This window comes from Campylobacter sp. JMF_06 NA1 (assembly GCF_027737785.1).
Lineage (GTDB): Bacteria > Campylobacterota > Campylobacteria > Campylobacterales > Campylobacteraceae > Campylobacter_B.
This window is the reverse complement of the sequence record NZ_JAOVUA010000005.1, coordinates 1-20,911: the sequence shown is the minus strand read 5'-3', so window position 1 is coordinate 20,911 and position 20,911 is coordinate 1. Positions and strand designations below refer to the sequence as shown.

Below are 20,911 nucleotides of genomic sequence, written 5' to 3'. Positions count from 1 at the left end.
AGAAAAGATGAAAAAACTTTCCTTAATTTTGGCGATTTTCGCCACGATTTTTTTGGGCGGTTGTGCTAGCACGACCCAAGGTGGCGCTGTGGGAGTAAATCGCACCCAGCTTCTCACAGTCAGTGAAGCTGAGCTTGACAAGGCAGCGGCAAGCTCATACACACAAGTAATCAGCCAAGCAAAAAGCCAAAAAAAGCTAAACACCAACGCCAAACAAACCAAAAGGGTCAAAACAATCTCAAATAGATTGATTAACCAAGTAGGCGTTTTTAGAGCAGATGCGCGAAACTGGAACTGGCAGGTAAATGTCATCGAAGATCCGACCGTAAATGCGTGGTGCATGCCAGGGGGTCGCATTGCCGTTTATACAGGCATTATCAATAAGCTTAGCCTAACTGATGGCGAGTTAGCGGCTGTCGTAGGACACGAGATTGCTCACGCTCTTCGCGAACACTCACGAGAGCGAGCCAGCACAGAGTCTGTAAAAAATCTAGGCATTTCAATCGGCGCGCAAGCCGCTGGGCTAGGGGATTTGGGCGCGACTGGATTAGCGATTTTAGGTCAGTATGGATTTAGTCTGCCGTTTTCTCGCTCGCACGAGACAGAAGCCGATATCATGGGCTTAGAGCTTATGGCGCGCGCTGGATACAATCCAAACGAAGCCCCAAATGTATGGCGCAAAATGGCAAAACTAGAAAGTGGTAGCAAAACGCCTGAGTTTTTCTCAACTCACCCAGGCGATGAAACCCGTATCAAAAACCTAGAAAAAACAATCCCACTCGTCATGCCACTATACGAACAAGCCAAAAAAGGTAAAAAATAGCTTCGTAAGCTTCATCGGTGCGAAATTTGTGAAATTTCGCACCAGCTAAATTTCAAAATTCCGCACTTTTAAAATTTAAAAAAATTTGTGAAAATTAGTTTAATTTTGCTATAATCTGCATTTTATTTTAAATTCAAAGGATTAAATTTTGGACACGGATCGTTCGGTCTTTATGTTACTTCTCGCTTTTGTTTTAATTTTTTTAAATGCTTTTTTTGTTTTATCTGAATTTGCCCTTGTTAAAGTTCGACGCTCAAAACTCGAAGAATTCGTCAAAGACAAGGTCGCAAACGCCTCACTCGCTCTAAAAATGACAAACTCAATCGATACCTACCTAAGCGCCTGCCAAATCGGCATTACGCTGGCTTCCCTCGCCCTTGGTTGGATAGGCGAGCCAGCCGTAGCTAGCCTAATCCGCAAGCCACTTGCCAGCCTAAATTTAGGCGAGGCTAGCGTGCATACCGTGGCTGTGATCATCGCGTTTAGTATCATTACGACACTGCATATCGTCCTAGGCGAGCAAGCCCCAAAACTAATCGCAATCGCAAAATCCGAAAAAATCGTGCTTTGGATAGCTAGACCGCTTTATTGTTTTTGGGTTTTGTGTCTGCCTGCGATTAAGGCATTTGATTTCGTCGCATCAAGCGTGGTTAGGCTCTTTGGAATCCGCGCGGTCAAAGATAGCGAAGTCGCCCACTCCGAAGAAGAGATCAAAATCATCGCTAGCGAAAGCCTAAAAGGCGGAGTGCTAGATAGCGTGGAGACCGAAATCATCAAAAACGCCGTGGATTTTGGCGATACTGTGGCAAAGGAGATTATGACTCCGCGCAAGGATATGGTCTGCCTAGATAAAAACGAAAGCTACGAAGATAATTATCGCGTAGTTTTGGAGTCGAAATTTACCCGCTTCCCATACATCGACGGAGGCAAAGACACGGTGTTAGGACTGATTCATATCCGCGATATCATGCAACAAAACGGCGAGAAAAATTTCGATAAAATCGTGCGCAAACTCATCATAGTGCCAGAAAACTCCCCGATAACGAAAATTTTATCAATGATGAATAAAGAACGCATTTTCGCCGCCCTTGTCATCGACGAATACGGCGGAACGGCTGGGTTTTTGACCATGGAGGACATAATCGAGGAAATTTTTGGCGAGATCGAGGACGAATACGACGATATAGAGCAAAATTTCACCCGCATTGACGATAATACTTACGAATTTAAAGGTCGCTTCGAGATCGAAAATGTCGAGGAGATAATGGAAATCGCCTTTGACGATGAGACCGAGCAGCTCACGATCGGCGGATATGTCTTTAATCTCTTTGGTCGTTTGCCAGAAAATGGCGATGAGATAAGCGACGAAAACTGCGATTACACCGTGCTTGCGATGGACGGCACCTCGATAGCCTCGCTTAGGGTCAAGAAAAAAGAAAATTAAAAGGGCGAAAATGGATAATGTAATCAGATTTAGCGTTTCACTGCCAGAGGAGCTCTTTGACGAGCTAAACTCGCGCGTGCAAAGTAGGGGCTATCCTAGCAGGAGCGAGTATATCAGAGACCTAATCCGCGAAAAAATCGTAAATGATAAATGGAGCGAGGAAAACAGCGACAGCGAGGGGCTTGGCGTGATTTGTATAGCGTATTCGCACCACCAAAGCGACCTGCTCGAAAACCTAATCGAGCTCGAACACCACGCTAAAATCGATGTTGTCTGCACGAACCATATCCATGTCGATCACGATAACTGCTTAGAAACCATAAATGTGCGTGGCAAAATGGGCGAAATCGAGAAATTTAGCGCCAAAATTGGCGGACTTAAAGGTGTGAAATTTTCGCAACTTGTCAAAATTGCAATTACGAAAGCGTGAAATTTGGAATTTTAAATTTGAAATTTGGCGCGGAATTTTTAAATTTTGCTTTTTAGTGTCATTGCGAGAATTTTGCTTTGCAAAATTCGAAGCAATCGCCAAATTCAAAATTCCCGCACCAGTATCTAGGTTTGCGAAGCGAAATTTTTCTAAGTTACTCCACAGCGTTTAAGAAAATATAGTAAAAATTACTATATTTTTTCGTGACATCAAATGTCCAAATATCGCTTTTTTCGCTATTTTCTTTGCGTGAAAGTGCTTGTTTTTGCCCGAAATTTTTCTCAAATTCGTTAGCAAGCCCTTTGCAAATTTCGTCATTTTTATCTATGGCGATTTCTACTTCGTGGGAGCCAATGATAGCGTATTTGGCGCAGTTTTTACCAGCTACGGCGATAGGGTTTGGGATATTTGTCATTTGCTCAGCTTGGTTTTCAAATTTTCCCATAGCAGTGTGGTATGCGTAAAAATCATCAAGCAAGACCGAAATCCTTCTTAAACCATTTAAAATTTCTACTCTTTCGCGTGGGAGCTTCGCCATAATTTTTTCGTTCGCTTCGCTTACGGCGTTGCTAGCATTATTGCACTCGACCGCGTCTATATAAGCCACAGAGCCCGTTTTCGCGCACTCTTGCACCCTTGCCTTAGCGATTTGCAAGTTTGCCGCGAAGTATTCATAGCTTCTTGGCTGCTCGTTCGCGTATCCGCACACAAAACCCATAGCCACAAGGCTTGGGATTAAAATTTTTTTCATTTTTCCTCCTTGGTTAGATTTTCGGCGCAGTATCCCAAATTTGCACTAGCAAAATTTCACTCAAATGCTCTAAAATGCGCCTCATCTGCGAATTCTAACATCTCTTTATCGCCTCTGCTATCGCCATAAGCGATGATTTTTTCAAATTCGCTCAAATCATAAGCTTCTTTTATGCGCACCACCTTTTGCGCCCCGTAGCAATTAAGTCCGTCGATTTCGCCAGTGATTACGCCACCTTTTTTCTCGATTTTTGTGCCCAAAAGTTCGAGCCCATTTTCTTTGCACCAAGGGGCTAGCCAGTCCTCCAAAGAGGCCGTTACGATGACGACCTTATCGCCATTTGCGATATATTCTTTGATTTTTGCCATGGCTTCAAATTTGATAATATCTTCAATGTGCGTGGTGGAGTATTTTTTGCAAATTTTGGCGAATTTATCCACGCTCATACCACCGAAAAAATGCACCATTAGCCGCCTGCGCGTGAAATTATTCGAACACAGCCCAAGCTTGTAGCCCAGCAAAATAGGGCTAAGCCTAAAAATCCCGCGAAAAAATTTCTTAAACCCCACGACATAGGCGATAAATTCGAGCAACGAATCATCTCTGGTAATCGTCCCGTCAAAGTCAAAACAAACTAATTTCATAAAAATCCTTTTGGCTAAATTTTACAAAACTAGAATAAAAATTCGGAAATTTTATGGTGTGTTAATAGCCGAATTTACGGGAAATTTACCAAATTTTGCAGGCAAAATTTAGCTATCGCAAATTCTAAACACTGCGCCGAAATTTTTATTTCGCTAAATTTTGTTTTTTAAGTGTCATTGCGAGCCTGCTTTGCGGGCGTGGCAATCTACAAAATTTAAAATTCTAACCGCGCAAATGGCAGAATTTTAAAAGTCAAATTTAATGAAATTCAAAATTCTGCCATTTGCCCTGCCGTTAATTTCGGCTTTGTAGATTGCCACGCCGTGCTTTCGCACGGCTCGCAATGACACTTAAAAACGGAATTTGACTAAATTTTGAATTTCAAAATTCAACGATTTCCCTGGATTGCTTCGCAAGCGAAAACGCTCGCTCGCAATGACATTTATGGGCAAAATTTGCACAAGCATAAAAATGCAAAATTCGGCGCAGTACTTAGGATTTGCGATAGCGGAATTTAAAAAGTAAAATTTAGAAAAAATTTGAGGCAAATTCGTGCAAAATTTAGCCAAATTTCGCACGAATTTTAAAATTTACGAATTAGTTTTTGACATGCGTCTGCGCGTCGTCGGATCTAGGTAGCGTTTGCGCACGCGGATGTTTATCGGAGTGACCTCGACTAGCTCATCTTCTTCGATCCACTCTAATGCGCGCTCCAAATTTAGGCTTCTTGGCGGAACTAGCTTAATCGCGTCATCGCTACCGCTAGCGCGGACATTTGTCAGGTTTTTGCCTTTGATCGGATTGACATCTAGGTCGTTTGGACGGCTGTGCTCGCCGATAATCATACCGACATAAACCTTGGCTTGTGGAGCGATAAATAGCACGCCACGATCTTGAAGATTCCATAGGCTATATCCCAGCGCGACGCCATTTTCCATGCTAGTTAGTGCGCCATTTTGTCGCTTCTCAACTGCGCCTGAAAACGGCCTAAACTCCAAAAAGCTGTGGTTCATAACGCCCTCGCCACGAGTATCGGTCAAAAACTGGCTTCTAAATCCGATTAAGCCACGAGCAGGGATTTCAAACTCGATTCTAGTTTGACCATCGCCTGTTGGGTTCATCACCTTCATTTCGGCTTTTTTGCGGCCGAGTTTTTCGATGACTGTGCCTGTGCAATCATCAGGAGCGTCGATTACTAGGTGCTCGAACGGCTCACATTTCACGCCGTCGATTTCTTTGATGATGACCTCTGGGCGACCTAGGCAAAACTCAAATCCCTCACGGCGCATGTTTTCAGCCAAAATCGTGATTTGAAGCTCACCACGACCGCTAACCTTAAATTTACCCTCGCCGACATTTTCGTATCGCATTGCGATATTTGTTTTCATCTCCGCTGCCAAGCGCTCATCAATTTTGTTTGAAGTTACAAATTTACCCTCAGTTCCAGCTAACGGCCCGTCATTTACGCTAAAAATTACGCTTAGAGTTGGCTCTTCGATATGAAGTGCATCTAGTGGCATAGGGTTTGCGGGATCTACCACACTATCGCCTACATCAAGCGCGTCAAATCCAGCGATAGCGACGATATCGCCAGTGCCAGCGTTGTCGATATCAATACGCTCCAAGCCGTTAAATCCGATAAGCTTCGAAATTCTGCCCGTTACCTTTGTGCCATCAGCCTTGGCAAGCATTACGCTTTGATTTTTTGAAATTCTACCATTGAAAATTCTAGCAATTCCGATTTTACCGACATAATTGTCGTAATCAAGGGTGAAGACTTGAAGTTGCAAAGAGTTTTCATCGCTTCCGCTTGGGCTTGGCACATGAGATAAAATCGTCTCGAAAAGTGGCTTCATATCAACATTTTCATCGCTTAGATTGTGTTTAGCATAGCCGTTTTTTGCCGCAGCATACACGACTGGGAATTCGAGCTGTTCGTCGTTGGCATCAAGTGCGACAAAAAGGTCAAAAATCTCATTTACCACACGATCTGGATCTGCGGCTGGTTTGTCGATTTTATTTACCACGACGATTGGGCGAAGTCCCAAAGATAGGGCCTTTTTAACGACAAATTTGGTTTGTGGCATTACGCCTTCTTGCGCATCGACGAGCAATAAAACGCCATCGACCATTTTTAGCACGCGCTCGACCTCGCCACCGAAATCCGCGTGGCCTGGGGTGTCGATAATATTGATCTTCGTATCGCCGTAGCGAATAGCTGTGTTTTTCGATAAAATCGTGATTCCACGCTCTCTTTCGATATCGTTGCTGTCCATTACGCGCTCGCCGACCTCTTGGTGCTCGCTAAATGTGCCTGATTGTTTCAAAAGTTCATCTACGATAGTGGTTTTTCCGTGATCGACATGGGCGATAACTGCGATATTTCTAATATTTTCCAAATTTTACTCCAAAATTTTATGTTTAAAAACTGATGATTATACACTAAAAATTCTTAAATTCTAAGAATACTCTTTGACCTCATTTACCAAAAACTCATACACTCTTTGCTGGATTAAAGCGTCGTTTTCATCATCGCTAATGAGGCGTCTAAGGTGCGAGAAATCGATCTTTTTGACATAGCGAGGCGCATTTTTTATCTCTTTGTCGATTTCTACTAAAAGTGAGTCTAAATTTAGACTTTTGTAGGTGTGGGCCTTTTGGATATATTCGCTCACAATCGATACCAAAACCCCCACTCTGCGCGAATCGTCGCTGTAAATTTCGCTTGCGATTTCGCGCAGATTTTCGTAATCCTCATCGGTTTGCTTCTTTTTAGCAAGCAACATTGCAGCGAAAATTTTCGCTCTAAATTCGATAGAGCGGTGGTGAGAAATCGAAATTTCACGAAAAACCGAAAAAATATAATCTTTTAAATTCATTTATAACCTTATTTTAAGAAACTTTTAATTATAATCCAGTTCGCCCTTTCTTAGACCTGTGCAACGGTTTTTAAAAACACCGCTTCAGGGTGGGAACACAGCAGAGCACTTTTACCTATCGTGTGCCGCAGTCATCTGGGAAGGGGTTTTAAAACTCAACCCTATCCAATCCAAAATTTTCTATAAAATCATCACAAACGCTGTGAAAATCGACGCCTTCTATGCTTTTATTTCTTTTAAAATTTTCGAGCATTGAGTTATACCCGCTGACTAATTCTTTGCTTTTGACGCCATAGCTTATCGAAATTCCAGCCTCGAAAAACGCGGCTAGTTTATCGCAAAATTTAAGCGCCCTGCCATCAATCGCGCGAAATTTATCCTCGTTATACGCGCCAAGCGAGCCGTCTGCGAAATTTGGCTTACCGCCAAGCTCGTAAATTCTGTTTTCAAACTCATCTTTTATAAATTTCTCGCCGTCGTTTCTAATGCCCAAAATATAGCTAAACTCATCTCTGATATGCTCTGGCACAAAGGGCAAAATTTTATCATCTATTAGGCGCATTTCGTATTCGCTGATGATGTCGCTAAGCCCAGCCACGCCGTATTTTACGGGGCTGATGATATCGCGGGTAAGGCTTTCAGGTAGATCGTGAAAAAGCGCGCAGTAAAAATTATAAAAAATTCTACTCTTGCACGCGCCGACTTTGAGCGAGTAAAAGTAGCTTAAAATCGCCACGATTAGCATGTGGCCTAGCACGCTAGTCTCAGGTATGCGTGGGGTTTGCGCCCAACGCTTTTGAAACCTTAATCTGCCGCTAAGATCTACAATTCGAGCTAGTTTTTTATTCATTACGATTTTTCGCACGCCGATTAGCTCGTAATAATCCTCTAATTCCTCTTCGACCTTAAATTTAAGCTCTTCGATATCGTTTAAAAACTGGCTAGTTTGATAAACGATATTAAATTCCCACCTCGTAGCCAGATAACTTGCCGCCTTTAAAATGAGTTTTTCTTTTTCGTGCGAGTAGCCGTTTTGATAGGCTATAAATCGTTTCAAAAATTCGCCATCTTGCACGCTAGAAAGGTCGTTTTCAAGCTGTGAGAGAACCCATTTGTTAATTTGATCTTTTTTACTTTTTTGAATTTGGTGAAACACATCTGGGCGGATATCGGTTACTACGATGCGTGAGAGAAAATCAAAAATCCCAGCCTCGATGACATAGCTCATATCAATATCGCGCTCGAAACTAGCGATAAAATAGGCAATGATAAATTTGTGTGCTTGTTTGTCAAGCTCGACTAAATTTACCATTTTTGGGTAGTCGTTCCAGCGCGAAATACTCGCACTTTTAAAGATTTTTTCTACTAAATTTGAACTTATCATTTGTAAATTTTATCCGAATTTATTTCAATCACAGTATGCACATTTCCGCGCGGATTAAAGTCAGCCACGATTTTTAGGTATTTTGGTTGCAATTTTTCTTGCAAGGTAGCGTAAATTTCGTTCGCGCTGTCCTCGTGGGAGATGTAGCGATCCATAAATGAGTTAATGTAGAGTTTGATTGCTTTGAGCTCTACGACAAATTTATTCGGTATGTATTCTAAATATATCGTCGCAAAGTCAGGGTATCCTGAGCGCGGACAGCGGCAACAAAACTCCGGAAGCGTGATTTTGATCAAATAATCATTTTCGTGTTTATTTGGCCAAATTTCCATTTTTTCTATGTCAAATTCTTTTATCTCTTTTTCGCCATAACGCATTTTATTTCCTTAAATTTATAATATCTTCTGGTTTGCCTACGCAAAAACCCTGCACGAAATCGACCCCAAGCTCGTAGAGTTCGTCTTGGAATTTCGGCTTATCTACAAAGCGAATAATGCTTTTAATGCCCGATTTCTGGCACATTTCGTTTAGTTTCATAAAAACATTTTTTATTTTTTCGTTGCCTAAATTTTTATTATACTCGATATCATAAATCACAAAATCAATATCGAAAAATTTAAAATACTCGAAACTCGCGTTCGCACCGCCAAACTGGCTAAGTCCAAAGCTAAATCCTAGCTCTTTAAATTTAAGCAAAATTTCGGCAAATCGCTTTGTTTCAGAGTAAATTTCTTCTTCGTTAAACTCCAAAACAATCTTGCTTGGATCGATTAAATTATTGTCAATTAGCTTTAAAATTTCGTTGCGAAACTCGGCATTTCGCAGTGTCTGAGGCATGATTTCGATGAAAATTTTATGCTCGATATCCTTAAAATAGATAATGCGCGAAATTTGCTTAATCATCGCAATATCGTATTTGATATCGTAATTATTAAAGTGCAAAATATCAATAATTCGGCTTTTTGTAACCTTATCGCCGGTTCTGAGATCTAGTTTTGGGATTAAGTTTATATGCGATTTGACGCCATTTTTATCGGCGACATATTGAAATTTAAAGCTAAAACTCTCATTGTCAATCGCATCAACGACATCTTTGTTAAAATCATCGAGCAAAATTTTATTTAAATCAATATTTTCGCTGGATTTTTCCTCTTCGACCTCTTTGCGATTTATCTTAAAAAATAGCGCGTTTGTGATATTGCTGAGATTTTTGTCATACGAAGTAGGCATGATTTCAAATTCGGTTTTAATCTCGATATTGTTTATACTTTGGTTTGAAATTTTATGCTCGAACATTTTCAAAATGTGCGTTAAATTCGCCATTTTGCCATTAAGCCCAAAGATAAAGTGGCCGTTGATAAAACGCCCAATATGCAAATTTTTAAAGCCCTGATTTGCCATAAATTTCGCAAATTCTTTGCAAAAATTATACAAAATATCGTCGCCGTTTTGATAACCATATCTATCGTTGATATCGGCGATATTTTTGATACGAAGCAAAACCACATGGTTGATTTTGTTTTTTTTCATCTGTTTTTTTAAAATTCGCTCGATCTCATCACGCACGAATACATGGCTGACTGGATCGATTAGCGTCTTTTTAAAACCAAAGTAAATTTGATAAATTACATAATACACATAGCAAATCAAAAGTAACGAAAAAAGTATCACATCGTCGCTGTTAAACTCACCGTTTTTGAACATCGTATATCCAAAAGCAATAAGCAGGAGTGTAAAAGGCACTGAAATTTTAAGTGCCGTTATAAATCTGGTTTCGCGCTCTTTTTGCTCTGAGACTAGAATTACTTCGTTTTCGATAAATTTACCCATTAAATGTCCAAATTCTTAACATCTTTTGCGTGGTCTTGGATATAGTTTCGCCTAGGCTCCACTTCATCACCCATAAAAAGGTTAAATGTATCGCTAGCGCTTTGCGCATCAGCTATACCCACGCGAAGCAAACGACGATTTTCCTTGCTCATCGTGGTCTCTCTAAGCTGATCTGGGTTCATCTCGCCAAGACCTTTGTAGCGTTGAATATACGCACCTTTTTTCGAATTTCGCTCTATCTCGTCCAAAACCTCGATATAATCCCTGCCAAAATCGACCTCACGCTCTTTGATTAGCCCATACACACGGATCGCTTCGGCAAAAATATGATTTGTAAGCAAGGCTTCGTTGATATTTAGTTGCTCCAAACCATTTGGAGTTTGGACATAGATACGAATTTCACTCTCGCTGACATTTGAATTTAAAATATTAAATCCCTCGCTCTCTAAACGGGTTTTAATCACTTCAAAAAGCGCAGAATATTCCATAGAGCGCGCTTCGTCATTTTCGATTAGATACCTAATCGCAGAAATGACGCTAAAACGCTTTTTAAGCTCGTTTAAAAGTGAGCGGTAGTTTGAAACGATTTTTAGAAAATCGATTAAATCTTGGTTGCCAATTCCTTCAAATTCGCCCATATCGATACCAGTTTCGATCAAAAATTCACTCAGTGCGCGCTCATCTTTTAGATAAATTTCTTTTTTGCCCTTTTTGTATTTGAAAAGTGGCGGTTGAGCGATATAAACATAGCCATTTTCGATAATCGGACGCAAATAGCGGAAGAAAAATGTCAAAAGCAGGGTCTGGATATGGCTACCATCGACATCGGCATCTGTCATAATGATGATTTTGTGATAGCGAAGTTTATCGGCGTTAAATTCCTCACCCACGCCACAACCAAAGGCGGTTATCATGTTTTTAATCTCTTCTGATTGTAAAATTTTATCCAAGCGCGCTTTTTCGACATTTAAAATTTTACCGCGCAAAGGCAAAATCGCTTGAAATTCCCTATCTCTACCACCTTTGGCAGATCCGCCCGCACTATCGCCCTCGACAAGGAAAATTTCACTCATACTAGCATCTTTGCTAGTGCAATCAGCGAGTTTTCCTGGAAGTGTGCCGACTGAGTTTATGTTATCTTTTTTTCTCGTTAAATCACGCGCTTTTTTCGCTGCTTCGCGACCACGGGCTGCTAAAAGAGCCTTTTCCATAATCGCGCGTGCTTCATTTGGGTTTTCTTCGAAATATTTGCAAAGCACCTCAAAGGTCATTTTTTGCACGATTGGTTTGACATAGCTTGAACCAAGTTTGCCCTTAGTTTGACCCTCGAATTGCGGTTCAGGCACTTTTACGCTTACGACTGCGATTAGACCTTCTCTGACATCATCGCCGGTGATTTTGGTGTCTTTTTCGCGTGCGGCTGCGTTTGCTGCGATATAGTTTGTAATAGCGCGAGTTAGTCCCGCTCTAAATCCAGCTTCGTGCGTTCCGCCGTCTGGGGTTTTGATATTATTAACAAAGCTTAATAATTTTTCATCGTAGGTTGAATTATACATTAGCGCGATATCCACAGCGACATCTTCGACGGTATCGCTAAATGAAACTGCCTTGCTAACAGGCGTTGCTTTGTTCATATCAGTTACGAAGCTCTCTAATCCGCCCTCGAAATGAAAGCTCTCATTTCTGCCGTCTCTTTGGTCTTTAAAATTTATGGTAATTTTTGGATTTAAATATGCTAATTCTCTAAATCTTTTTGACAAAGTATCGGCATTAAATTCTAAAATTTCAAAAATTTCGCCATCTGGCCAAAATTCCACAGTCGTTCCAGTGCGGTTTGTGGATTTTATGATTTCTAAATCGGTAGTTGGCTTACCTTTTGCAAATTCTTGACGATAAACATTGCCTTGGCGTTTGATTGTAAGCACAAGCTTTGATGAGAGCGCATTTACGACGCTAACACCCACGCCATGAAGTCCGCCACTCACCTTGTAAGTGTCTTTGTCAAATTTACCACCAGCGTGCAAAACGGTCAAAACCACAGTCGCTGCTGGCAAATTCTCTGTGGGGTGCATATCTACTGGGATTCCACGGCCATTGTCTGTGACGATACAGCTACCTTCGCGCGTGATTTCTACATCGATAGTATCACAATACCCAGCCATAGCCTCGTCGATAGAGTTATCCACAACCTCATAAATCATGTGGTGTAGTCCTCCGATATTTGTATCGCCGATATACATTCCTGGGCGTTTTCTAACCGCTTCAAGACCTTTTAAAACTTTAATATTTCCTGCACCGTAATTTTGTTGTTCCATTAAATTTTCCCTTAAATTTCTTAAATTTTATTGATCGGCATTACGACCGTTTTTAGCTCGCCTGAGCTTAGCACAAATGCTGTTTCTGAGTTGTTAAAATCTAGCTCAAACATATCGTCCTCGACGCTGTTTAGAAAATCGAGTAAAAATCTGTTTTTAACGCCAAAAATCAAATTTGATGAAACTGCGATATTTGCCTCGATTTCGGCTTTTGCCTCAGAATTATCCTCGTTAATGCTCTCAAAAATAATGCCATCAGGCTTAATCGTAACCTTCATTTCCTCGCACATTGCGTTGATTGCTTTTACGCCGCCGACAAATTTATCTCGTGGTAAAATTACTTTAAAATTTGTCTCAGTTGGGATTACGCGCTCATAATTTGGGAATTTTCCGTTGATTAGTTTTGTGAAAAATTCGAAATTTTCGCTCACTGCCAAAAGGACATTTTCATCATAATAAATTTCAATTTTATCTGAAAATAGCTTTTGAATTTCGCCAATTGCCTTTTTAGGGATTAAAATTTGGGTATCTTTTTTGGCAAATTCGCCCATATTTGTATTTAGCACAAAGACACTAAGGCGTTTAGTATCGGTTCCGACTAAATTTAAATACCCATCTTTTACATCAATCAAAGCTCCGTTTAGCTCGTATTTTGGGTTGTTTGTATCGATTGAAGAGTATATTTTTTTAAGACTTCTGCCAAGCACCAAAGCATTTACATTAAAACTGTTTTTGCCCTCGATTGTAGGGAAATTTGGGAAATCTTTTGAGTCAAACATAGGGAGTTTGTATTTTAACTTTTTTTGTTTTACAAAAAGCGCTCCGTTCATTGTCTCTAATGTGACATTTTCGTCCCCTAAACCCTTGATTACGCTAAGAAGTTTTGAGCCATTGGCTGTGGCTTCGCCCTCTTCTTCAATCATAGCATAAGGCAAAACATAGCTAAGGCCAATTTCGTGATCTGTGGCCTTGATACTAAGCTCGCCATTTCTAGCTCTGATTAAAATGTGAGAAGTAATCGAGCTTAAATCCTTTTTGTCAAGGTAAGGATTGGTGTTTGAAACAATGTCTTCTAAAACCTTTTTTGCAATTATGACTTTCATAGCTGTCCTTTAAATTTTAAATTTTTGTTTTTGTTATAGTAGAGTGTGGGATTTAGTGAATACCCCGCGCAAATGCTGAATTTAGCGAAATTTACTTTGTGAATTAAATTTACCATTTTATTCACCATTATTCACAAATCTTGATTTTATTTCATATTTTTTCATTATTTTCCTTTTGGGTTATTTTGTTTTTTAACTCTTCGATTTTGATTTTAAAAAATTCATCTTTCTCAATTGTTTCGTTGATTTTTTTGATATTTTTGCTAATCGCGCTGTGATCTTTGAGATTGAAATACGATGCGATTTTTGGCATTGAATTTTTGGTTAAAATTTTGGCTAAATATATGCAAATTTGACGCGCTTCGATGACATTTTTGGCCCTTGTTTTGCTTTTTAGCTCGCTTGGTTTGACATTTAGCTCTTTTGAAATCACGCTTATAATCTGCTCTAAATCGACATTTTGGTAGTGTTCTTTGATCTGATCTTGAAGCGTGGTTTTGGCAAATGCTAAATCTATTTTGGCATTTACAAGCGATGAAAATGCGTTTAGTTTGTTTAGTGCGCCCTCGATTTCGCGGATATTATCGCCCATATTCGCGGCGATGTATTGTATGACATCGTTTGGGACATAAAAATTATTTTCTTCGCTTTTGCGTTTGATGATTGCGATTTTGGTTTCTAACTCTGGCGGCATGATATCAGCGATTAGCCCGTCGCTAAACCTCGAAATCATACGCTCCTCAAAGCCTTTTAGGTATTTTGGCGCGATATCGCTGGTTAGGACGATTTGGCATTTTTTTTCTCTTAGTTCGTTGAAAGTGAAGAAAAACTCCTCAATCGTCGAGCTTTTGCCTACCAAAAACTGAATATCATCGATTAGCAAAATATCGCAGTTGCGGTATTTGTGCTTGAATTTATCCATTGTTTGATTTTCTAAATTTGAGATAAATTCATTTACAAACTGCTCGCTGGTTACGCAAATGACGCTTAGATTTTTTTTGATACAATGATTTGCGATTGATTGGAGCAAATGGGTCTTGCCAAGCCCACTCGGTCCGTATAAAAACAGCGGATTATACATTTTGTTTCCGGGGTTTTTGGCGGCACTGACTGCGCTAGAAAATGCGAGTTTGTTTGAATCAGCCACAATGAAATTTTCAAATGTGTAATTATCATTGACAATCGTGCTTTTTGGCTTGTCTTGTGGGATCATTTTTGAAATTTCTTTTGGGGAAATTTTGGCTTTTGAAGTGATTTTGACCGTGATATTGCTAACGCCAAATTTTTTAACTAGCGCGTTTTTGATCCTCTCAGCGTATTTAGTCTGTATGTATCTAGCCACAAGCTCGTTACTTGCGTGATAAACAAAGAATTCAAAGGTAGAGTTTTTTTCATTAAATTTTAAATTTTTGATATATCTTTCGTAATCAAGCGGTGGAATTTCGCCCGCTAAACTTAATAAAATTTCTTGTGGTTGAGTTTCTGCCATAAATTTTCCTTTGTTTAATCCTTAATTTTAGCAAAATTTCGCTAAATTTGTGTTAAATTTATAAAGTAATTCACAAGTGAATAAGGCGTGAATTAAAGTGAAAGATTGTGATGAAAATTTTAGGAATTGATCCGGGAACTAGAAATTTAGGCTATGCGATTTTAGAAAAAAATGTGAATAAAATTTCGCTCGTCGAAGCAGGTTTAGTGAAAATGAAGGCCGAAAATGTGCAGTTTCAGATGACACAAATGGCGGAGGCGATTGATCTTATATTTTCGCAACACAAAATCGACGAGGTCGCAATCGAGAGTATGTTTTACGCCTATAATCCCCAATCCGTGCTAAAACTAGCGCAGTTTCGCGGGGCTTTGGGGCTAAAAATTTTGCAAGTTTATGGCAACTTCGCCGAATACACGCCACTTCAAATCAAAAAATCCGTAACCGGCAAGGCAAAGGCCGCAAAAGAGCAGGTCGCCTTCATGGTCAAGCGAATACTAGGGCTCAAAGGCGAGATCAAACCGCTCGATATAACCGATGCTATCGCGGTTGCGCTCACTCACGCAAACGCTATGAGAGGGCTGGAAAAATAAAAGGGGTAAAAAAGTGAAAATCGCACTAGCGCAGATTAAAAGCGAAATTTTAAAATTCAAGCAAAATTTATCCAATGCACGAAATTTGGCTTCGCAGGCGAGGGATTGCGATATTATCGTGCTTCCTGAGACATTTTTAAGCGGATTTGCGCCTGAAATTTTTAGCGAAATTCCGTCAGAACAAAACGAAAAAGCGCGCGAATTTTTACGCGAAATTTCAGCGCAAAAAGTCGCAATCGCTGGGCTTGCACTTAGCGAAAATGGCGAAATTTACAACCGTGCCTTGGTGTATCAAAATGGGCGTGAAATTTATCATTACGATAAAATTTTTCTTTTTTCAAATTCAGGTGAAAATAAATTTGTCCGCGCTGGCGATAGATTCGGGCTTTGTGAAATTTCGCAGGGCGGAAAGCCCCTAAAAATCGGACTTGCGATTTGCTATGATTTGCGATTTGGCGAAATTTTCCGCTACCTTGCCAAAAATGGCGCGCAAATTATTTTTGTCATCGCGCAGTTTCCGCACTCTCGCATAGAGCATTTCCGCACTCTCGCGCGGGCTAGGGCGATTGAGGCGCAGTGTTTTTTAGTAGCCATAAATAGCGCCTCTGGCGGGCATTCGTGCGTGATTAGCCCTGAGGGAGAGATTTTGTGCGAGCTTGGAGTGGGGCAAGAAAGTGAAATTTGCGGTATTAATCTAGCCCAAATTTCGCTAGTTCGGGCTAAAATGGATATTTTAAAAGATGAGAGAAAAGAGATTTTAAAGGAGATTTTATGAAGGATTTAGTTTTTGTAATCGATATGGTAAATGGTTTTGCGAAATTTGGCGCAATGGCAGATCCAAACATCGCTAAAATCGCACCCGCAATCGCTTCGCAAATCCGCAGAAGCGCAGGCGTGCATTTCATCTGCGACGCACACGGCGAGCGGGATTTGGAGATGAAACGCTACCCAGCGCACTGTATCGAGGGCTCGCCAGAGGCCGAAATAATCGATGAACTTGCCGAATTTGCCACCCCCCAAAACACTACCAAAAAACGCTCGACAAACGGCTTTTATGCCTTTGATAAGGGGCTTTTGGCCGAATTTGATAGATTTGTGATTACGGGGTGCTGCACGGATATTTGCGTTTTGCAATTTGCCCTTGCGCTTCGCACATATTTCAACGAAAATGATATCAACAAAGACATCGTGGTGCCTAGCGAGTGCGTGGCGACATACGACGCGCCAAATCATGAGCGCGAGTATTATGAAAAGTGCGCGCTAGATTTAATGAGAAATGCTGGAATTTTGGTGATTTAAGTTAAATTTGGCGCAAATTCGCGCCAAATTTGCCAAATTTATTTCAAATTTGCTTTAAAAAATTCTTCAAATTTATTAAACGGAATTTTTTTATCATACAAATCCGTATGACTTGCCCCCGGAACGATAAAAAGCTCTTTGTTTTTGCTTCCAAGCTCCTTAAATGCGTCCTCGCTAAAATATCGTGAGTGCGCAATCTCGCCGTGCGCTAGTAAAACAGGGGCGCGAAGCTCATTAGCGTAGGTCAAAATTTTATCGCTCATACGCGCTAATGCGTCTGTTTTGCTCCAAAAATGCTCTTTTGAATTGATTGCGCGTTCGTGGTAACCGCGAGGTGTTTTATAATACAGCGCATAATCAGCGACAAATTTTGGTGTTTGCTCGGTAATGGTTTTAGGGTCGATATTTCCGCTTGGCAAATACTCTACCTCGCCCTTTTCAAAGTCCATCCAGCGTTGCAAATTTAGAGCTTTTTTGGCTTCATATCGCTCGTTTTCACCCACGCTGTCGTTGTATCCTTTTGCCGTAACGCGTGTCATATCATACATCGTAGTAACTGCGACGGCCTTTATGCGAGTATCGCTGATAGCGGCATTTAGCGCAAATCCAGCCCAGCCACAAATGCCTAAAATTCCGATTTTTTCTCTATCGACGAAGTCTTGCACGCCCAGATAATCCACAGCTGCGCTAAAATCTTCTGTGTTTATATCAGGGCTGGAAATGTCGCGCACATCGCCACCGCTCTCGCCTGTGAAACTTGGATCAAACGCCAAAGTTACAAATCCTCGCTCGGCTAAGGTTTGCGCGTGAAGTCCGCTAGATTGCTCTTTGACTGCGCCATAAGGGCCAGAAATGGCGATTGCAGGGAGTTTGCCGTTCATATTTTTTGGAGTGTATAAATCCGCAACGATTACAATTCCGTAGCGGTTTTTGAAGGCTACTTTTTTGTGATTTACTTTGTCGCTTTTTGCAAAGGTTTTATCCCACGCGCTCACTACATTTTTTGGCATATCCACTTCGCCTTTGGCACTTGCAGTGGTGGCCAAAACAGCCCCGAGAGCTAGTGAAATTAGGACTTTTTTCATATTTTCTCCTTGATTGAAATTTAGTGAGAAAATTTTAGCAAATTTAAGAAATTTTAGTTAGAAAGATTATCCAAATTTATTGCCTAATTCTGCAAATTTCAAAATTTATCTAGGGTTAAATTTTGAAATTTAACCCTAAAAATTTATAAAATTATCGCAAAAATTACGCCAAAAATGATTAGCGGGATATTGAAAAATATAAATGTCGGCACGCAAGTATCCCAGATATGGTTATGCTCGCCGTCGATGTTTAGCCCGGCAGTAGGGGCTAGCGTGCTATCGCTGGCTGGACTTCCAGCGTCCCCAAGTCCCGCTGCCACACCGATGATAAAAATCGTCGCAGCCACGCTAAATCCAAGCTCGGCTGCTAGCGGACAATAAATCGTCGCGATAATTGGAATCGTGCCAAAGCTAGATCCGATTCCCATTGTTACAAGAAGCCCTATGCCTATCATTAGCACCGCACCGCCGATTTTGCCACCGCTTAGGCTAGCCACTGCGCTTACTAGCTCGCCCACGCCGCCTGTTTCTTTGATAATCGTGCCAAATCCGCCAGCTACAAGCATCAAAAACGCGATGTATCCTAGCATATGCACGCCTTGGTCGAAAATGCTATCTAGCTCGCCCCATGGAATACCGCCTAAAAGTAGCATTGTAAGGATTCCAGCCAGAGCGGCAAAGGGCATTGAACCAGCGTCGATTTGGATTACCATGCTAAGGATAAGTTGAGCGATGAAGCACACTATAATCCCAGCTAGCACGCCCCATTCTCGTTTTTGCATTTTAAACTCTTCAAAATGCGCCTCAATGCTCTCTTTGGTTTGAGTGTAACTTCGTGGCTTGCGGTAGTAAAGCATGGCCAAAACAAGGCCAATTACCATAGGTATGGCACTCATCCACATGACCCCAGCGATATCGCTGATACCCACATCCATGCCGTTTTTGCTCATCTCTTTTTGGATAATTCCCATAAAAATCAGACCAAATCCCACAGGAAACGCCATATACGGGGTCTGCAAACCAAATGTCAGCGCGCAGGCTATGGCGCGGCGGTCGAGTTTTAGTGAGTTCATAATCTTTACAAGTGGCGGGATTAGTATCGGGATAAATGCGATATGAACAGGGATTAAATTTTGCGATAAACACGAAATAAAGGCAATCATAGCGATGAAAATAAATTTTTTATCGCTGATAAATCCAGCCACGCTTCGCACCAAAATCGCCGTCAAATTTGTCCGTGCTACGGCACTTGCGATGACGCCAAGCAGGATATACGATAGCGCAGTTTCCAAGTTTCCGCCCATGCCGACACTGCCAGTTTGCGGGTTGCCGTTGATGAAATAGCCTATGGCGTCCATTAGCGGGATATGGCTAGTCAGCACCGCGCAAATCGCGCTGATTAGGATAGCTAGCATGACATTACAGCGAAGCAAACACAAAATACTCATCAAAAGTATGCTTAAAAACACTGGGTTGCTTAACATTTTTTGCCTTTGTGTGAAATTTGGGCAAATTATATTAAATTCAAGGCAAATTTACGCTAAAATCGCTCAAAAAAAGGAAAAATTTGCGTTATTTTTATTCATCATTTTTTATATTATTTATAGCTGTTTTGGTCGGGTTTTGGTTAGGTGGATTTGCTGGGGCGTATATTTGCGCGCTACTATCTATTTTAGAAATCAGCCTTAGCTTCGATAATGCCGTGGTAAATGCCAAGGTTTTAACGGATATGAACGCGATTTGGCGCAAAAGGTTTATCGTGTGGGGCATACCTGTGGCGGTTTTTGGTATGAGGTTCGCATTTCCGATTATCATCGTAAGCGTTGCTTCGCATTTGGGGCTTTTTGAGAGCCTAAATTTGGCACTAAACAACCCTGCGCGATATAGTGAAATTTTAGAAGAAAACAAAGACGGCATTTACATTTTTGGCGGGGCGTTTTTGATGATGGTGTTTTTGAGCTTTTTCTTTGATGATGAGGACAGAGAGCCTTGGATACGGGTTTTAGAAGAAAATGCTTTGGTAAGAAGGCTCAAAAATTTCCCAAAATTTGAAATTTTACTCGCTGTGGTTTTAGGCGCAGTTTTGGCTGTTTTAATCCCCTCAAAAACGGCGATTATTGCATATTTTAGCGCGATAATTTTGTTTATTTTGATAAAGTCGTTTGATAAAATTTTTAGTGCTGGTGGCGTGAGAAATGGCCTAAACGGCTTTATTTACCTCGAAATGCTGGACGCTAGTTTTAGCTTTGACGGCGTGATTGGGGCGTTTGCGCTAAGCAACAATATCTTTATTATCATGCTAGGACTTGGGGCTGGGGCGATGTTTGTGCGCTCACTCACGATATATTTGGTCGAGCGTGGCACGCTGGCGAAGTTTATTTTTTTAGAACACGGCGCGCATTATGCGATTGGCACGCTTGCAGTGATTATGTTTATCAAGCTCGAATTTGAAATCAGCGAGGTAATAACCGGCACATTGGGGATATTTTTTATTTTTTCTGCCTTTGTTTGCTCGATTTTGTATAACAGAAAAAATGGGTAAAATTCCGCAAAAATACTGACCTTGATTTTTATACTTGTAGATTGCCACGAATTTTGCTTACGCAAAATTCTCGCAATGACAAATCAAGCGTAAATTTTGCCTAATTTGTCATTGCGAGCGAGTGTAACGAACGAAGCAATCCAGGGAAATTTAAATTCAAAATTCAACCTAAATTTAGCATTGAACGATTTTGTAAATTTTAGGCGAAATTTTGCTTTTCTCGTAAGGGGGAGGGCGCGCTTTTTAGGAGACGCTACCCTCCCCCTTACCAACCCCCACCCCTGTAAAACCTTAGAAGTGGC

Annotated in this window: 19 protein-coding genes and 1 other RNA gene; 8 read left to right on the top strand and 12 right to left on the bottom strand. The window is 40.9% G+C overall.

What is annotated here, in order from left to right:
- The first annotated feature begins 7 nt into the window (after positions 1–7).
- The 3 genes from OFO07_RS06075 to nikR all read left to right on the top strand — a co-directional run bounded on the left by OFO07_RS06075 (position 8) and on the right by nikR (position 2,697).
- Positions 8–823: a M48 family metallopeptidase gene (locus tag OFO07_RS06075; RefSeq protein ID WP_270871312.1), complete on the top strand. Its 816-nt coding sequence runs from the start codon at positions 8–10 to the stop codon at positions 821–823.
- 172 nt (positions 824–995) lie between these two features.
- Positions 996–2,267, top strand: a complete 1,272-nt coding sequence (locus tag OFO07_RS06070; protein ID WP_270864646.1) for a hemolysin family protein — start codon at positions 996–998, stop codon at positions 2,265–2,267.
- Positions 2,268–2,277: 10 nt separating this feature from the next.
- A complete protein-coding gene (gene nikR, locus OFO07_RS06065) occupies positions 2,278–2,697 on the top strand; it encodes a nickel-responsive transcriptional regulator NikR (protein WP_270871311.1) in 420 nt (139 codons plus the stop codon).
- A 154-nt stretch (positions 2,698–2,851) separates the two neighbouring features.
- On the opposite strand, the gene OFO07_RS06060 is transcribed toward nikR, so the two are convergent.
- From OFO07_RS06060 to OFO07_RS06045, 4 genes are all read right to left on the bottom strand, one after another.
- Positions 2,852–3,448, bottom strand: a complete 597-nt coding sequence (locus tag OFO07_RS06060) for a hypothetical protein (RefSeq protein ID WP_270871310.1) — start codon at positions 3,446–3,448, stop codon at positions 2,852–2,854.
- Between the two features lie 56 nt (positions 3,449–3,504).
- The gene (locus OFO07_RS06055; RefSeq protein WP_270871309.1) at positions 3,505–4,092 is read right to left on the bottom strand and encodes an HAD-IB family hydrolase; all 588 of its coding nucleotides are present in this window, start codon (positions 4,090–4,092) and stop codon (positions 3,505–3,507) included.
- A 591-nt stretch (positions 4,093–4,683) separates the two neighbouring features.
- Positions 4,684–6,492, bottom strand: a complete 1,809-nt coding sequence (typA, locus tag OFO07_RS06050) for a translational GTPase TypA (protein WP_270865702.1) — start codon at positions 6,490–6,492, stop codon at positions 4,684–4,686.
- 60 nt (positions 6,493–6,552) lie between these two features.
- Positions 6,553–6,972 carry a hypothetical protein gene (locus OFO07_RS06045; RefSeq protein ID WP_270871308.1) on the bottom strand — a complete coding sequence of 140 codons (420 nt, stop codon included), beginning with the start codon at positions 6,970–6,972 and terminating at the stop codon, positions 6,553–6,555.
- 47 nt (positions 6,973–7,019) lie between these two features.
- Between OFO07_RS06045 and ffs the strand changes: the two genes are divergently transcribed.
- Positions 7,020–7,117: signal recognition particle sRNA small type (gene ffs, locus OFO07_RS06040), an RNA gene on the top strand.
- Between the two features lie 3 nt (positions 7,118–7,120).
- Here the strand turns inward: ffs and OFO07_RS06035 are convergent.
- The 6 genes from OFO07_RS06035 to dnaA all read right to left on the bottom strand — a co-directional run bounded on the left by OFO07_RS06035 (position 7,121) and on the right by dnaA (position 15,093).
- Positions 7,121–8,356 (bottom strand): HD domain-containing protein, encoded by a 1,236-nt coding sequence (locus tag OFO07_RS06035; protein WP_270869859.1) that lies wholly within the window; start codon positions 8,354–8,356, stop codon positions 7,121–7,123.
- Positions 8,353–8,733 (bottom strand): preQ(1) synthase, encoded by a 381-nt coding sequence (gene queF / locus OFO07_RS06030; RefSeq protein WP_270858643.1) that lies wholly within the window; start codon positions 8,731–8,733, stop codon positions 8,353–8,355. Before queF ends, OFO07_RS06035 begins: the two co-directional genes overlap by 4 nt.
- A 1-nt stretch (position 8,734) precedes the next feature.
- Positions 8,735–10,186, bottom strand: coding sequence for an EAL domain-containing protein (locus tag OFO07_RS06025; protein ID WP_270862634.1), 1,452 nt, complete (start codon positions 10,184–10,186; stop codon positions 8,735–8,737).
- Positions 10,186–12,501, bottom strand: a complete 2,316-nt coding sequence (gyrB, locus tag OFO07_RS06020) for a DNA topoisomerase (ATP-hydrolyzing) subunit B (protein ID WP_270871307.1) — start codon at positions 12,499–12,501, stop codon at positions 10,186–10,188. Before gyrB ends, OFO07_RS06025 begins: the two co-directional genes overlap by 1 nt.
- 20 nt (positions 12,502–12,521) lie before the next feature.
- A complete protein-coding gene (dnaN, locus tag OFO07_RS06015) occupies positions 12,522–13,604 on the bottom strand; it encodes a DNA polymerase III subunit beta (protein WP_270862632.1) in 1,083 nt (360 codons plus the stop codon).
- A 151-nt stretch (positions 13,605–13,755) separates the two neighbouring features.
- Positions 13,756–15,093: a chromosomal replication initiator protein DnaA gene (gene dnaA, locus OFO07_RS06010; protein WP_270871306.1), complete on the bottom strand. Its 1,338-nt coding sequence runs from the start codon at positions 15,091–15,093 to the stop codon at positions 13,756–13,758.
- Between the two features lie 110 nt (positions 15,094–15,203).
- Here dnaA and ruvC point away from each other — a divergent pair, with 110 nt between their 5' ends.
- From ruvC to OFO07_RS05995, 3 genes are read left to right on the top strand one after another with little or no spacing between them, the layout of a single operon-like run.
- On the top strand, positions 15,204–15,683 hold the full coding sequence (gene ruvC, locus OFO07_RS06005) for a crossover junction endodeoxyribonuclease RuvC (protein WP_270862630.1): 480 nt from the start codon (positions 15,204–15,206) through the stop codon (positions 15,681–15,683).
- Between the two features lie 13 nt (positions 15,684–15,696).
- On the top strand, positions 15,697–16,458 hold the full coding sequence (locus OFO07_RS06000; protein ID WP_270871305.1) for a nitrilase-related carbon-nitrogen hydrolase: 762 nt from the start codon (positions 15,697–15,699) through the stop codon (positions 16,456–16,458).
- Positions 16,455–16,982: a cysteine hydrolase family protein gene (locus OFO07_RS05995; RefSeq protein WP_270871304.1), complete on the top strand. Its 528-nt coding sequence runs from the start codon at positions 16,455–16,457 to the stop codon at positions 16,980–16,982. The genes OFO07_RS06000 and OFO07_RS05995 overlap by 4 nt, the downstream gene beginning before the upstream one ends.
- A 38-nt stretch (positions 16,983–17,020) precedes the next feature.
- Here OFO07_RS05995 and OFO07_RS05990 read toward each other — a convergent pair whose 3' ends face one another.
- Positions 17,021–17,992 (bottom strand): alpha/beta hydrolase, encoded by a 972-nt coding sequence (locus tag OFO07_RS05990; protein WP_333720488.1) that lies wholly within the window; start codon positions 17,990–17,992, stop codon positions 17,021–17,023.
- A 218-nt stretch (positions 17,993–18,210) separates the two neighbouring features.
- Positions 18,211–19,551, bottom strand: a complete 1,341-nt coding sequence (locus tag OFO07_RS05985; RefSeq protein WP_270871302.1) for a Na+/H+ antiporter family protein — start codon at positions 19,549–19,551, stop codon at positions 18,211–18,213.
- Positions 19,552–19,634: 83 nt separating this feature from the next.
- On the opposite strand from OFO07_RS05985, the gene OFO07_RS05980 reads away from it, so the two are divergent.
- Positions 19,635–20,609: a DUF475 domain-containing protein gene (locus OFO07_RS05980; protein WP_270871301.1), complete on the top strand. Its 975-nt coding sequence runs from the start codon at positions 19,635–19,637 to the stop codon at positions 20,607–20,609.
- Positions 20,610–20,911 lie beyond the last annotated feature (302 nt).

Bases quoted from the DNA above. Each gene is read 5' to 3' on its own strand.
- OFO07_RS06075 (WP_270871312.1), top strand. From the start codon at position 8: ATGAAAAAACTTTCCTTAATTTTGGCGATTTTCGCCACGATTTTTTTG.
- OFO07_RS06070 (WP_270864646.1), top strand. From the start codon at position 996: ATGTTACTTCTCGCTTTTGTTTTAATTTTTTTAAATGCTTTTTTTGTT.
- nikR (WP_270871311.1), top strand. From the start codon at position 2,278: ATGGATAATGTAATCAGATTTAGCGTTTCACTGCCAGAGGAGCTCTTT.
- OFO07_RS06060 (WP_270871310.1), bottom strand. From the start codon at position 3,448: ATGAAAAAAATTTTAATCCCAAGCCTTGTGGCTATGGGTTTTGTGTGC.
- OFO07_RS06055 (WP_270871309.1), bottom strand. From the start codon at position 4,092: ATGAAATTAGTTTGTTTTGACTTTGACGGGACGATTACCAGAGATGAT.
- OFO07_RS06045 (WP_270871308.1), bottom strand. From the start codon at position 6,972: ATGAATTTAAAAGATTATATTTTTTCGGTTTTTCGTGAAATTTCGATT.
- OFO07_RS06035 (WP_270869859.1), bottom strand. From the start codon at position 8,356: ATGATAAGTTCAAATTTAGTAGAAAAAATCTTTAAAAGTGCGAGTATT.
- queF (WP_270858643.1), bottom strand. From the start codon at position 8,733: ATGCGTTATGGCGAAAAAGAGATAAAAGAATTTGACATAGAAAAAATG.
- OFO07_RS06025 (WP_270862634.1), bottom strand. From the start codon at position 10,186: ATGGGTAAATTTATCGAAAACGAAGTAATTCTAGTCTCAGAGCAAAAA.
- gyrB (WP_270871307.1), bottom strand. From the start codon at position 12,501: ATGGAACAACAAAATTACGGTGCAGGAAATATTAAAGTTTTAAAAGGT.
- dnaN (WP_270862632.1), bottom strand. From the start codon at position 13,604: ATGAAAGTCATAATTGCAAAAAAGGTTTTAGAAGACATTGTTTCAAAC.
- dnaA (WP_270871306.1), bottom strand. From the start codon at position 15,093: ATGGCAGAAACTCAACCACAAGAAATTTTATTAAGTTTAGCGGGCGAA.
- ruvC (WP_270862630.1), top strand. From the start codon at position 15,204: ATGAAAATTTTAGGAATTGATCCGGGAACTAGAAATTTAGGCTATGCG.
- OFO07_RS05995 (WP_270871304.1), top strand. From the start codon at position 16,455: ATGAAGGATTTAGTTTTTGTAATCGATATGGTAAATGGTTTTGCGAAA.
- OFO07_RS05990 (WP_333720488.1), bottom strand. From the start codon at position 17,992: ATGCCAAAAAATGTAGTGAGCGCGTGGGATAAAACCTTTGCAAAAAGC.
- OFO07_RS05985 (WP_270871302.1), bottom strand. From the start codon at position 19,551: ATGTTAAGCAACCCAGTGTTTTTAAGCATACTTTTGATGAGTATTTTG.